Origin of the sequence: Bradyrhizobium sp. SZCCHNR2028 (genome assembly GCF_032380995.1) — a bacterium.
In the GTDB taxonomy this organism is placed as follows: Bacteria; Pseudomonadota; Alphaproteobacteria; order Rhizobiales; family Xanthobacteraceae; genus Bradyrhizobium.
Genome location: NZ_JAUHJF010000004.1, coordinates 63264 through 75650 on the forward strand (window position 1 = coordinate 63264; position 12387 = coordinate 75650).

At 64.5% G+C, this 12387-nt stretch carries 13 protein-coding genes; 9 read left to right on the forward strand and 4 right to left on the reverse strand.

The features are described from left to right. Positions 1-52 precede the first annotated feature (52 nt). Complete coding sequence (locus tag QX121_RS08535) at positions 53-1540, reverse strand: NAD(P)/FAD-dependent oxidoreductase (RefSeq protein ID WP_315811668.1); 1488 nt, start codon at positions 1538-1540, stop codon at positions 53-55. 275 nt (positions 1541-1815) lie between these two features. Continuing rightward, positions 1816-2265: a cupin domain-containing protein gene (locus tag QX121_RS08540; RefSeq protein ID WP_315718048.1), complete on the reverse strand. Its 450-nt coding sequence runs from the start codon at positions 2263-2265 to the stop codon at positions 1816-1818. Between the two features lie 131 nt (positions 2266-2396). Between QX121_RS08540 and QX121_RS08545 the strand changes: the two genes are divergently transcribed. Further along, entirely contained in the window at positions 2397-3440 is a 1044-nt protein-coding gene (locus QX121_RS08545; RefSeq protein WP_315811669.1) for an AraC family transcriptional regulator, read from the forward strand. On the opposite strand, the gene QX121_RS08550 is transcribed toward QX121_RS08545, so the two are convergent. Further along, positions 3430-4650 carry a polyhydroxyalkanoate depolymerase gene (locus tag QX121_RS08550; RefSeq protein ID WP_315811670.1) on the reverse strand — a complete coding sequence of 407 codons (1221 nt, stop codon included), beginning with the start codon at positions 4648-4650 and terminating at the stop codon, positions 3430-3432. The two genes, QX121_RS08545 and QX121_RS08550, sit on opposite strands and share 11 nt — an antisense overlap. Before the next feature lie 191 nt (positions 4651-4841). Here QX121_RS08550 and QX121_RS08555 point away from each other — a divergent pair, with 191 nt between their 5' ends. The 3 genes from QX121_RS08555 to QX121_RS08565 all read left to right on the forward strand — a co-directional run bounded on the left by QX121_RS08555 (position 4842) and on the right by QX121_RS08565 (position 7056). Further along, complete coding sequence (locus QX121_RS08555; RefSeq protein WP_315811671.1) at positions 4842-5495, forward strand: glutathione S-transferase family protein; 654 nt, start codon at positions 4842-4844, stop codon at positions 5493-5495. Between the two features lie 350 nt (positions 5496-5845). Then, positions 5846-6280 carry a cupin domain-containing protein gene (locus QX121_RS08560; protein ID WP_315811672.1) on the forward strand — a complete coding sequence of 145 codons (435 nt, stop codon included), beginning with the start codon at positions 5846-5848 and terminating at the stop codon, positions 6278-6280. Between the two features lie 299 nt (positions 6281-6579). Further along, the gene (locus QX121_RS08565; RefSeq protein ID WP_315738615.1) at positions 6580-7056 is read left to right on the forward strand and encodes an HXXEE domain-containing protein; all 477 of its coding nucleotides are present in this window, start codon (positions 6580-6582) and stop codon (positions 7054-7056) included. Positions 7057-7079: 23 nt separating this feature from the next. Here the strand turns inward: QX121_RS08565 and QX121_RS08570 are convergent, their stop codons facing one another. Further along, positions 7080-7352, reverse strand: coding sequence for a hypothetical protein (locus tag QX121_RS08570; RefSeq protein WP_315718054.1), 273 nt, complete (start codon positions 7350-7352; stop codon positions 7080-7082). A gap of 134 nt (positions 7353-7486) precedes the next feature. Here QX121_RS08570 and QX121_RS08575 point away from each other — a divergent pair, with 134 nt between their 5' ends. From QX121_RS08575 to QX121_RS08595, 5 genes are all read left to right on the forward strand, one after another. Then, entirely contained in the window at positions 7487-7864 is a 378-nt protein-coding gene (locus QX121_RS08575; protein ID WP_315811673.1) for a hypothetical protein, read from the forward strand. A 78-nt stretch (positions 7865-7942) separates the two neighbouring features. Continuing rightward, positions 7943-8782, forward strand: a complete 840-nt coding sequence (locus tag QX121_RS08580; RefSeq protein WP_315811674.1) for an AraC family transcriptional regulator — start codon at positions 7943-7945, stop codon at positions 8780-8782. A gap of 159 nt (positions 8783-8941) precedes the next feature. After that, the gene (locus QX121_RS08585; RefSeq protein WP_315796681.1) at positions 8942-9868 is read left to right on the forward strand and encodes an SMP-30/gluconolactonase/LRE family protein; all 927 of its coding nucleotides are present in this window, start codon (positions 8942-8944) and stop codon (positions 9866-9868) included. A gap of 183 nt (positions 9869-10051) precedes the next feature. Continuing rightward, positions 10052-10645 (forward strand): GNAT family protein, encoded by a 594-nt coding sequence (locus QX121_RS08590; RefSeq protein WP_315811675.1) that lies wholly within the window; start codon positions 10052-10054, stop codon positions 10643-10645. A gap of 63 nt (positions 10646-10708) precedes the next feature. Next, positions 10709-12343 carry a GMC family oxidoreductase gene (locus tag QX121_RS08595; protein ID WP_315811676.1) on the forward strand — a complete coding sequence of 545 codons (1635 nt, stop codon included), beginning with the start codon at positions 10709-10711 and terminating at the stop codon, positions 12341-12343. Positions 12344-12387 lie beyond the last annotated feature (44 nt).

The window sequence follows — 12387 nt, forward strand, 5'->3', positions numbered from 1 at the left end:
TCGCTTGCGGCGTCACTGTGTTAGTAGTGTGGCGAGGCTGCTCGCCGCCACCTCAGCCGGCCTGATAGGCCGGCGCGGATGCGAGAAAGTCGTTATACGCGTCCGCATCGGGCGGCGTGAACATCTCGGCCAACGGGTTGCGCCGTCGGCGCTGGGCGCCGATGTCTGCAAGCAGTTCGTCGAAATGCTTGAAGTGATAGGGCGCGACGCAAAGTCCGCCATAGACGCCCGCGGCAGGGCGCTCGATCCGCTTGAAATGCAGCATCATCTCGATGTTGTCGCGCATCTCGCGCTCGCTCGGTTGATGCGCCAGCTGTTTGTCGGCATACCGCACCAGCCAGTTGGCGGCCATGTCCGCGCAGAGCACGGTGCAGAAGCTCGAATTGAAGCCGACGAACCCCATGTCGGGAAGATCGGGATTGGCGATCAGCCGATAGAGCCGGTACTGCCCGTCCGGATCGACCAGTCTGGCGCGGTCGGCTGCCGACAGGAACGGGACCCCGAGCTTGTAGCCGATGGCGAGGATCGCGACGTCGGCCGGAATTCGTTCACCGTCGCTGGTCACGATGGTGTTCGGCTCGTAGTGGCCGAAGGTGCCGTAGACAGCCTTGATCCGGCCGTCTGCGACCATCGGGAAGAAGTCGGGCGTCGCGATCGGGACGGAGCAGTTCACGCCGTCCTCGATCCTGCCCTTCGGCACCATGTTGCATTTGGCGAGCTTCAACTGCGTCTTGAGCAGACTCTCCAGGCCCCGCCAATTGGCCCAGACGAGCGGCTTGGCCAGCAGATGGGCAAGGCGCGAGAGCTGGCCGATGCCCCAGCTTGGAAACATCTGCTCCTGGGCGCGGATATAGAGGATGCGCTTGAAGTTGATCAGACCGCCGATGAAGTAGGGAATGCGCCACACCGCTTCACGAAGCACGATCGTGACCGAGCGCGCGCCGGAGCGCACGGCGTTGACCGCGATGTCGGTTGCCGATTTCGAGCCGCCGAGGACCACCACGTTGCGCCCCCTCGTGAGCGCGGCATCGTTGTATTTCGAGGAATGCAGGATCAAGCCGCCGGCGGCCGCGAACTGATCTTCGCCGGCAAGCGACAACGTCTGCGGCTCGTTGAACTGACCGGTGCAGACGGCGACGAAATCGAAATCCTCCCGGCTCGTTCGGTCTCCGGTCTTGAGGTCGAGGCTCCATCCAGGCTTGCCGTCACTGCGGCGCTGCATCGCAAGGACGGTCGTGTTCAACCGCATCAGGCGGATGAGGTCGTGGGACTTCGCGTAGTCGGCAAGATAGGCATAGACCTGCGGTCCCTTCGGCCATTCGGGATAGTGATCCGGCATCGCCTTGTCGGTGTAGCGATAGAGCTCCTTGGGGCTCTGCGTCTGCACGTCGGGATAGGATCGCGCGGGCTCCCAGACGCCGCCGAGATCGGCGCTCCGCTCGACGATGGTGACGTTGTGCCCGCGGGCGGTGAATGCTTTCGCTGCAGCCAGGCCGGAGACACCGGCGCCGATCACACAGACATTCTTTCGATTGATCATGGGACCTCCTTGTTGTCGGGCGCGCGGCCGCGCACCCGCCGCGCCGCAAGAGCCCGCAAGAGTTTGATGGTGACGAAGGTCGCCCGGCGCGACCGAGATGTGCGATGCCGACGGACAAGCCAGCTTCGAAATCAGGGCGAGAAGGATCTCGCCGATCGCATGTCGTTCAGGCGCAGCCGTTGCTCATGCTGCAGGCGCACCGGGCCGATAGCGATGATCGCGCGCCGTCCGTACCGCAACAATTGAGGAGCGCTCGCCGGGCCCGGCGCTGCCGCCTAGTCGTTGGCCTCGGGCGGCAGAAAGTCGACCTCGTGCTCCGCCGAGATCCGCACCACTTCGGCCGGGTCGGCGAGATTGTCCAGCATGTTGAACAGCGCCTCCAGCTTCTGCATCGGCGACACCCAGAACAGCGCGCGCGCCGGCTTGTCGGATTTGTTGAAATAGCCATGCGGAATGCCGCGCGGCATGCGCACGAGGTCGCCGGCATTCGCCTTGACCCAGACGCCGTCGAGCTTGAGGTCGAGGACGCCTTCCTGCACCAGGATGAACTCGTCCTGGGTGGGATGAACGTGAACCGGCACGAACTGCCCGGGCTCGCTGTTGGTCTCGAAGGCGAACGTGGAGTCGGTGACGGCCTTGGGATAATAGAGCTGACCCAGGATATTCCAGGTCTTGCCGGCATAGCCGGTACCTGCGCGCGTGATGCCTTTTTCGAGTGTGATCATGGCGGATCTCCTTGCTGCACGCATGGGAGGATCAAGCCGGGGCGACGCCAAGTCTATCCAGAAAACGAATCTCTCGACGTCAGTTGCTAATTATTATAGGTTTCAAACGATCTCGACGGACGATGTAGGCCATGACTGCAGGTGCAGCCGCTGATCGTAGTTGGAAGTCACCGGCTGAGCCGCGGCTTACGGCCTATGGCCGTGTTGCAACGCACGATGTCGATGAGGCCGCTGAACAAATAGGCCGCATCTTCTGTCCGCATGGGCTGCAACCGGAGGCCGATACTGCGCGCGATTTCCTGGCTCTGCATAATTGTGCGGCATTCGATGGCTTTTCCATCAACTACGTCGCCTATGGCGGTGCGGTAACCATCGATCCCGGCTGTCTCGACCGCTTCTTCCTGCTGCAGCTTCCGCTGGCGGGGACCGCGCGGGTTTTCGCCGGGGCCGGCGAGGTCGCCACGGCGCCAGACCATGCAGCATCGCTGCTGTCGCCGACATTGCCCACGCGCATGGTCTGGGACGCTTGCGCTCAGTTGATCCTGTTGCTCGACCGCCGTCTCGTGGAACAGCGCGCAGCCGCGCTGTCCGGGCGCGCGGTGCAACCGATCGAATTCGATCCCGCGATCGCGCTGTCGGGATGTCATGGCTCGCGGCTCCGGGCTCACATGCTTGGGCTCGCCGACCTCGCCGAGCGTCTCGGCGGTGGGCGCGGCCTGCCATCGGTTGCGGCAGCCAATTGGCGCGAGACGCTGCTGGACATTCTGTTCGAGCAGCCGGGCAATGGCCTGGCGGAGGCGATCAGGCTGCATTCCGGCCGGGTCGAGACGCTGCCGCAGGCCGTCCGCCGGGCGCGTGATCTCCTGGCGGCGCACGCAGCCGAACCGCTCGATCTGGCGCAACTCGCGGCGTCGTCAGGAGTGGGGATCCGGGCGCTGCAAGGCGGCTTCCGCCGCCATTTCGGCATGTCGATCTCCGACATGCTGCTCGACATCCGGCTGGCGCGGCTCAATGCGCAATTGATGGCGGCTCCGCCGGAGGCGCGGATCATCGACATCGCCTTCGACCTCGGCTTCACCCATCTCGGGCGGATGGCGGGTGCCTATCGCGACAAGTTCGGGGAGGCGCCGTCGGCGACACTGCAACGCGTGCAGCGCGGCCGCTTCACGAATTGACGTGCACGAAATCCCGCAGCAGTGGATAGATCTCGTTATTCCACTTCTTGCCACTGAACACGCCGTAATGGCCGACGCCGGCCTGCATGTGATGGACGCGGCGATAGGCACGTACATTGGTGCAGATGTCCTGCGCCGAGAGCGTCTGTCCGATCGAGCAGATGTCGTCGCGCTCGCCTTCCACCGTCATCAGGCCGATGCGCCGCACGGCTTTCGGATCGACGGGACGGCCGCGATGCATCAGCTTGCCCTGCGGCAGCAGATGCTCCTGGAACACGTCGCGCACGGTCTCGATGTAGAACTCGGCGGGAAGGTCCATGACCGCGAAATACTCGTCGTAGAACGTCTTGATGGTCTCCGCCTTCTCGACCTCACCCTTGGCGAGATGATTGGCGAGATCCATGTGCTGTTTCACATGGCGCTCGAGATTCATCGATACGAAGGCCGTGAGCTGCACGAAGCCGGGATAGACCTTGCGGAACGCGCCCCTGCACTGGAAGGGCACGTAGTGGATCAGGTTGTCCTCGAACCAGTCGATCGGCTTGCTCTTGGCGAACTCGTTGACCTTGGTCGGCTGGATCCGCGTGTCGATCGGTCCGGCCATCAAGGTCAAGGTGGCGGGGCGCGACGGATGGTCGTCCTCGCACATCACGGCGGTGGCCGCGAGCGCGGAGACCGACGGTTGGCAGATCGCCACCATGTGCGGCCGCGGACCGAGCTGGCTGAGAAAACTGATGAGATGATCGGTGTAGTCTTCCAGCCCGAAGCGGCCATGATCGCGCGGGATATCGCGCGGATTGTGCCAGTCTGTGATATAGACGTCGTGGTCCTGCAGCAGCGTCTTCACGGTGCCCCGCAGCAGCGTGGCAAAATGGCCGGACATCGGTGCGACCAACAGCACCTTGGGCTGATCCGGCGCAGCGTCCTTCTTGAAGTGCAGGAGCGAGCCGAACGGTGTCTTGAACGTGACCTCTTCGGTGACGGCGAGCTCGCGGTTGCCGACCGTCACGCTGTCGATGCCATACGCCGGGCGAGCGTAGGTCAAGGCCGCGCGGGAGATCAGCTCGAGCGCGGCGGACAGACGCCGCATGGCGCGGCTGGATAGCCCTGATGGGATCAGGTTGAGATAGCGCATGGCGGCTGCCGCGCTCTGGCGCCAAGGCTCGGTCAGGTCCATGTGGTTCTGATAGGCTTGGTACAGTAGCGCCATCGCGTCCGATCCATTACATGCATTGCTGTATGCAATATCGGAGCCAGAGTGGCCGAGTCTTGCCTGAAAAACTGGCATGTCGCTTGCTCGCTGAAATCTCTGACGTATCCGGCTCCGCGCATGATGCCGCTCGCACGAGCGGCACGATGGGCGAACGACAAGCGGCAAAGCGACAAGAGGGTAGGGGCGACATGGCCAAAGCGACATTGACCATCAGCAGCAAGAATTACTCGTCGTGGTCGCTGCGCGGCTGGCTGCTCGCAAAATTTTCCGGGCTCGATTTCGACGAGGTCGTGGTCGGTCCGGACGACGCATCGGCGCGCGCCGAGATCCTGCTGCTGTCGTCCTCGATCCTGGTGCCGTGCCTGCGCCACGATGGTGCGACGATCTGGGATACGCTGGCGATCGGCGAGTATCTCAACGAGACCTTTCCGGAGGCGGGCCTACTGCCTGCCGACCGCATTCAGCGCGCGCATTGCCGCTCGATTTCGGGCGAGATCCATTCCGGCTTCACGACCCTGCGGGCGTCGCTGCCGGTCAATCTCAAGGGTCGCTTTCCGGGCTTCAAGGTCTGGACGCGGGCGCAGGCCGACATCGATCGCATCTGGGCGATCTGGCGCGACTGCCTGGACCGATCCGGCGGCCCATTTCTGTTCGGTCAGCGCGGCATGGCGGATGCGATGTATGCGCCGGTGGTGACGCGGTTCGTGACTTATGACGTGAAGCTCGAGCCGCAGCTCAAGGCCTATGCCGACCTGATCATGGCGCTGCCGGAGATGCAGCAATGGATCGAGGCCGCCAAGGCCGAGCCAGAGGAGATCGAGGAGCTGGAGGTCGAGTACTAGGGTCCTGCCGTCAGCGGCCCGTGCCCGCGGCCCTTTGCAGCCGCCGGCTCCGGCGAGAACGGCTCATGCCACGGGCAGGTGCTGCTCAATTTGAAGCCGGATCTGCGTCTTCGCGGCGCGTGGCGTGAGCTGTCAGCACGTCACCATTGCCGTGTGGCGTCGGCCAAAACCCGGTTGTTGGCAATCGGTTCGGCCCGCGATGGCGCGCCTGGCCTGCCGATCTTTGCGTTGCAAACGGGGCGTGGCGTGGTTTTCGCATGGCACAATCCGCTTTCGGACGTGGTGGCCTCTGTGGCCGATCGATGGGCCGCAAGGGTCGCCGATGTCGCGATCAACCGGTGGAGGCCGTCATGAACCAGCATGCAGTGGTGAGCAAGTTCTCGCACGTGAAGCCCGACGACACCGCCTACACGGGCGGCGGGTTGCGCGACTTCTTCCTGTATCGCGATCTGGGCATCGCCGACGCCACCGGCGGGCAGGTGATCTGCCACCTCGTCAAGGCCAATCCGGATTGTCCGCCGGCGGATGGCACCGGCTGGCATCGCCATGATTGCGATTTCCAGATCGTCATCATGATGAAGGGCTGGGCCCGCTTCATGTACGAGGACAAGCCGCCCCTGGTGAACGCCGGCGACGTTGTGCACCAGCGTCCCGGCATCGTGCACTACCTCTACGATTATTCCCCTGACATGGAATATATGGAGATCGTCAGCCCGGCCGACTTCAAGACGGTCGAGATGCCGTCGGCGACCGACAACGTGCCCCCGGTCACGCCGTGGACCTGAGCTCCTTCTCCGTTAATCTTTAGCATCCGGTTGCGGCATGCGGCCGGAGGCTTCTCCTCACGATGTGGTGCGTCGTCTCCATTGTGTCCGACATCTAGCGTGAACAGATCGCGCACCAGATGCGGCGTCCGATTCGGACGCGATTCGTTCCAGCAGCGTTCCAGGGATTAAGACGGCAGGCAGCGGCGTCGCATTTTGAAACACGGCACGCGCGCTGCCTGTCTTGCGCCTTGGTGCTCTACATTGCCCCTTGCGACCGATCCGGCGCCGGTCCATCACCCGCGAGGGGAGCATCGATCATGACCTTGACCACATTGGCTTGGCTCGCGCTCGCGGCCTATGGCGCGCATATTCTCGAGGAATACACGTTCGATTGGCGCAATTGGGCGCGTGCGGTGATGAAGCTGCCGGTCGAGTGGAGCGACTTCTACGTGACGAATGCGCTGGTGGTCGTGCTCGGCGCGGTGCAGGCAGAGCTTGCCGAGACATGGCCGCCGGCCGCGCTCGCCTACGCAGCGCTGATGATTATCAACGCCATCTTCTTCCACATTCTGCCGTTCCTGCGCAGTGGAGGCAGATTCTCGCCGGGGCTGGCGACGGCGCTGATTCTGTTCTTTCCGATCGCAATTGCGATGTGGCGGCGGGCGTGGGGTGACGGTGTGCTCGACGTTGGAACGGCTGTCCTTGCGGTCGTCACCGGCGCGTTGCTGATGGCCTATCCGGTCGTGATGCTCAATCTGCGTTCGAAACCGTATTTTCGGCAAGACCGGCCCTGAGCAGAACTCAGGGCCCGGTGTGATCAATAAGACGAAGCGCGATCGGCAACGAAGCTCGGCTGCGGACGGCGTCCATTGCGCTCATCAAATCGCGCGCGCGGGAAGCGCCAGCCGATGACAGTGGCTTCGAGCGCGCCGCCGGATTCCTTGTTGTGCCATTTGCCATCAATGTAGAAACAGGGGAACGGAAGTTGATAGGTGCCGCTGTGATCCTCGCACAGCACCTCGACCGTCTGCCCCGGCGGTGGCTCACCGCTGCCGTCGAATTGCGCCAGCCGTTTTTCGCGCGTAGCCATTCTGTCCATCTCCCTAAAAACGGGTCCCGGCCGGAACTTCAATGCGCGATTGAGGTCTCAGTATGGTATCAATCAGGAAACTCCGTCAGTTCCACGCAAAATCATGTGTTGGGCAAGCCAATGAGAAAATTGTGATGCGAAAATTCGTTGCCGCGCGAATCATCCTTGCCGCGAGCGTGCTCGCGTTATGTGTGAGTTCTGCCGGACATGCGCAGGATATTCCGGGCATCGAAATCTGCACTGCAGAAAAGGCGATGGATCGACGGACGTCATGTCTGCAGAGCAATATCGATTTCCTGCAGAAGACGATGACCAAGCAATCGCTCGATCAGCAGCAGAAGCTCGATGCGGCGAATCGCCAGATCCAGGCGCTGAAGGCCGCGTTGATCTCGCAGCAGGGTCTGATCGACGAGCTGAAGGCGTCCCAGGCGAAGCTCGCGGACGAGCTGAGGAAGAAGGCCGATGCGCCGGCTGCCAAGGACGCGGCGCCGGCGAAGCCGACCAGCAAATAGCACGGTCCGCAGCGCAATAACGATCAAGCGCACGTGGATCTCCGCGCGCAGGATCGGGCGCTTCGATAGGAGAGAAGCGTGTCCACCAACCCGGCCCAGAAGGCGCTCTGGTTCATCGAGAGCCATCTGTCGGCGCCGTTGACGTTGGATGACGTGGCGGCCATCGCCGGCGTGTCGCGCTTCCACATCGTGCGCGCGTTCGCGGCGGCGACCGGCGTCTCGGTGATGCGCTATGTCAGGCTGCGCCGTCTCAGCGAGGCGGCACGGGCTCTGGCCTCTGGCGCACCCGACATTCTCAGTCTCGCGCTTGAGGCTGACTACGGCTCCCACGAAGCGTTCACGCGCGCGTTCCGCGACCAGTTCGGCGTCACCCCGGAATCGGTGCGCGCCAACCCATGCCTCGATGGCCTGCCGCTTCAGGAGCCGATCATGATGGACCAGACCCCGCTCGACGATCTCGCCGCCCCGCGCTTCGTGACGGCCAAGCCCCTGCTCGTGGCGGGCGTCTCCGAACGCTTCAGCCACGACAATGGGGCCGGTATCCCGGCGCTGTGGCAGCGCTTCCACCAGGCGGTGCACGAGATCCCGGCTCGCATCGGAGATGTCGCCTACGGTGTCTGCTGCAACGGCGACGATGCCGGAAATTTCGACTACGTGGCAGGAGTCGCGGTGACCGACTTCTCCGACCTGCCGCGCAGCTTCGCCAAGGTTCGGATTCCCGCCGCGACCTTTGCCGTGTTCGCCCATCCGGGCCACGTCTCGACCATCCGCCGCACCGTCAACACGATCTGGAATCACTGGCTGCCGCAATCGGGCTGCACGGTCGCCGACGCACCGAGCTTCGAGCGCTATGATCAGCGCTTCGATCCGAGGACCGGTGATGGCGGGTTCGAGATCTGGGTTCCGGTGATTCGCTGACCCCCGCCGGAGGCGTCCCGGATTTGTGTCGAGACGCTGCAGGCCAGCCCTGCGGCGCCGGACCCCGCCGATTGCTTGGCAAGCAGCGGCACGTTTGCGATAACCTCACGCCTAACAACAATGCGCCGCAGCGCGGCGACGAAAGCGGGAGGTCGTCCGATGTCCGACATGCGCGTGCTCGCCACCGATCTGGAATTTCCGGAAGGGCCCGTGGTGATGCCCGACGGCTCGGTGGTGCTGGTCGAGATCCGCGGCAAGCGCCTGACGCGGGTGTTTCCCGACGGCCGCAAGGAGGTCGTGGCGCAGATTCCGGGCGGGCCGAACGGCGCTGCCCTCGGGCCCGACGGCAAGATCTACATCTGCAACAATGGCGGCTTCTCCTGGATTCCGACCGGCAAGATGATCATGCCGGGCCCGCAGCCCGAGGACTATCTCGGCGGCTCGATCCAGCGCGTCGATCTGCAGAGCGGCAAGATCGAGACCGTGGTCAGCCGCTGCGGCGAGCATGAGCTGCGCGGACCGAATGACCTCGTATTCGACCGCCATGGCGGCCTGTGGTTCTCCGATCTCGGCAAGCGCCGCGCCCGCGACATGGATGTCGGCGCGTTCTACTACCTCAAGCCCGGCATGAGCGAGATCGTCGAGGCCGTCCACGGCATCCTGCCGGCCAATGGCATCGGGCTGTCGCCGGATGAGAAGACCGTCTACATCGCGGAGACGCCGACCGCGCGTCTCTGGGCCTACGATCTCGCCGAGCCCGGCACGGTGAAGCCGCGCGAGGTGATCTATCGCGGCGAGCGCGGCCGGCCGATCGCGGGCCTCGGCGGCTACCAGATGTTCGATTCACTCGCGGTCGAGGCGAACGGCAATGTCTGCGTCGCCACGCTGGTGACCGGCTGCATCAGCGTGATCGCGCCCGACGGCACGCTGGTCGAGCAGGTGCCGACCGGTGACCGCGTCACGACCAACATTGCCTTCGGCGGTCCCGAGCTGAAGACGGCCTACATCACGCTGTCGGGCAGGGGTGAGCTGGTGGCGATGGACTGGCCGCGGCCGGGCCTGCCGCTGAATTTTCTGAACAAGTAGGACAGCTGGGCATCGTCATGACGCTGCGCGGATGATAACGAGCAACGTAGAACGTTCTCGGAATTGCTCCTCATGGTGAGGAGCGCCGTAGGCGCGTCTCGAACCATGAGGCCCGACCTCGGCCTCATCCTTCGAGACGCAGCGCTGCGCGCTGCTCCTCAGGATGAGGGGAAGGAGTGTCAAATGCCCTTTCTCGAACCAGTCACCCTCCGCGGCGCGCACGCCAGCCTCGTGCCGCTGTCATCAGACCATCACGACGCGCTGGTCGAGGCCGTCAGCGACGGCGAATTGTGGAACCTGTGGTACACCGCAGTTCCGAAACCCGAGACCATGGCCAAGGAGATCGAGCGCCGGCTCGGCCTGCTCGCGGCCGGCAGCATGCAGCCGTTCACGGTGCTCGACCCCGACGGCCGCGTCGCCGGCATGACCACCTACATGAACGTCGATGCCGCCAACCGTCGCGTCGAGATCGGCTCGACCTGGTATGCGAAGCGGGTGCAGCGCAGCGCGCTCAACACCCAGTGCAAGCGGCTGCTGCTGGCGCACGCCTTCGAGGCGATGAACTGCATCGCGGTCGAGTTCCGAACGCATTTCTTCAACCACCAGAGCCGTCGCGCCATCGAGCGGCTCGGCGCCAAGCAGGACGGCATTTTGCGCAGCCACCAGATCGCGCCGAACGGCACGCTGCGGGATACCGTCGTCTACAGCATCACCGCGGCCGAATGGCCGACCGTGAAGGCGCATCTGGACTACCAATTGAATGACAAGCCGCGCTGATCGCGCTATGGCCGCTTGCCGCCTGGCGCGGCGGACGATGACGAGACCGGGACGAACGACCAGATGGATATCTTCGACTATGTGATCGTGGGCGCCGGCTCCGCCGGCTGCGTGCTGGCGAGCCGCCTCAGCGAGGACCCCCAGGTCACGGTGTGCGTGCTGGAGGCGGGGCCACGCGACTGGCACCCCTACATCCATCTGCCGGCCGGCTTCATCAAGACCTTCTACATGAAGAGCATCAACTGGGGCTATCAGCAGGAGCCGGGACCCTACACCGCTGGGCGAAGCATCTACGCGCCGCGCGGCAAGACGCTCGGCGGCTCCTCCTCGATCAATGGCCATGTCTACAATCGCGGCCAGCGCCAGGATTTCGACACCTGGGCGCAGATGGGCAATCGCGGCTGGAGCTATTCCGACGTGCTACCGCACTTCAAGCGCATGGAGAAGCGCATCGGCGCCGGCGAGGATCAATATCGCGGCCGCGACGGCAAGCTCATCGTGACCACCATGGAGTGGAAGGACACGCTGTGCGAGGCCTTCATGGATGGCGCCGTCTCGCTCGGCATCCCGCGCAACCCCGACTACAACGGCGCGATCCAGGAAGGCGTGTCCTACGTCCAGCGCACCATCCAGAACGGCCGCCGCGTGTCGTCGGCAACCGCGTTCCTGCGTCCGGCTAGCAAGCGGCCGAACGTCGAGGTTCGCACCCACGCCCACGCCACCGGCGTCATGCTCGACGGCAAGCGCGCGGTCGGCGTGCGCTATCACCGCGGCGGGCGCGGCGGCGTGCCGGTCGAGGTGCGCGCGCGCAAGGAGGTGATCCTGTCCGGCGGCGCCTATAACTCGCCGCAGCTGCTGCAGCTGTCCGGCATCGGCGCGCCCGAGCTGCTGCAGGAGCACGGCATCGAGGTGCGTCATGCACTCCGAAGCGTCGGCGAGGGCCTGCAGGACCACTACGCGCCGCGCACCGTGGCGCGCGTCAAGAACATCAAGACCGTCAACGAGCTCGCGCGCGGCCTCAATCTGTGGGGCGAAGCGCTGAAATGGGCGGTGACGCGGCGCGGCATCCTGTCGCTGTCGCCGACCATGGTCTACTGCTTCTGGCATTCCGGCGAGACCGCCGAAAGCTCCGATCTGCAGCTCACCTTCACGCCGGCGAGCTACAAGGAGGGTGTGCAGGGCCAGCTCGAGGACGAGCCCGGCATGACGGTCGCGTCGTGGCAGCAGCGCCCGGAGAGCCGCGGCTACGTGCGGCTGCGCTCGGCCGATCCGTTCGCGCCGCCGCTGATCCAGACCAACTATCTCACCGCCGAGCTCGATCGCCGCGTCGTCGTCGCCGGCATGAAGCTGGCGCGTCGCCTGCTGGCCTCGGCGCCGCTCGCGCCATATTACGCGTATGAGGATTTCCCCGGGCCGAAGGTCAACAGCGACGACGAGCTCCTGGCAGCCGCAACGCAGCGCGCCACCACCACGTTCCATCCCGGCTGCTCCTGTCGCATGGGCCCGGCGGATTCCACCTGGGCCACGGTCGACGACCAGCTCCGCGTCCACGGCCTCTCGGGCCTGCGCGTCGCCGATGCCTCGATCATGCCGCGCATGATCTCCGCCAACCTCAATGCTGCGACCTTGATGATCGGCGACAAGGCGGCGGACCTGATTTTGGGCAAGGCGCCGGTGGCGGAGAGTTTGTCGGCGTAGTGGGGCGCCCCACACTCGGCACTTGCTTGGAGGTCGGGCAATCA

Coding starts and splice junctions, on each gene's coding strand:
- QX121_RS08535 (WP_315811668.1), bottom strand. CDS start 1,540: ATGATCAATCGAAAGAATGTCTGTGTGATCGGCGCCGGTGTCTCCGGC.
- QX121_RS08570 (WP_315718054.1), bottom strand. CDS start 7,352: ATGGCTACGCGCGAAAAACGGCTGGCGCAATTCGACGGCAGCGGTGAG.
- QX121_RS08590 (WP_315811675.1), top strand. CDS start 10,052: ATGCCCTTTCTCGAACCAGTCACCCTCCGCGGCGCGCACGCCAGCCTC.
- QX121_RS08560 (WP_315811672.1), top strand. CDS start 5,846: ATGAACCAGCATGCAGTGGTGAGCAAGTTCTCGCACGTGAAGCCCGAC.
- QX121_RS08575 (WP_315811673.1), top strand. CDS start 7,487: ATGCGAAAATTCGTTGCCGCGCGAATCATCCTTGCCGCGAGCGTGCTC.
- QX121_RS08550 (WP_315811670.1), bottom strand. CDS start 4,650: ATGGCGCTACTGTACCAAGCCTATCAGAACCACATGGACCTGACCGAG.
- QX121_RS08595 (WP_315811676.1), top strand. CDS start 10,709: ATGGATATCTTCGACTATGTGATCGTGGGCGCCGGCTCCGCCGGCTGC.
- QX121_RS08585 (WP_315796681.1), top strand. CDS start 8,942: ATGTCCGACATGCGCGTGCTCGCCACCGATCTGGAATTTCCGGAAGGG.
- QX121_RS08565 (WP_315738615.1), top strand. CDS start 6,580: ATGACCTTGACCACATTGGCTTGGCTCGCGCTCGCGGCCTATGGCGCG.
- QX121_RS08540 (WP_315718048.1), bottom strand. CDS start 2,265: ATGATCACACTCGAAAAAGGCATCACGCGCGCAGGTACCGGCTATGCC.
- QX121_RS08545 (WP_315811669.1), top strand. CDS start 2,397: ATGACTGCAGGTGCAGCCGCTGATCGTAGTTGGAAGTCACCGGCTGAG.
- QX121_RS08555 (WP_315811671.1), top strand. CDS start 4,842: ATGGCCAAAGCGACATTGACCATCAGCAGCAAGAATTACTCGTCGTGG.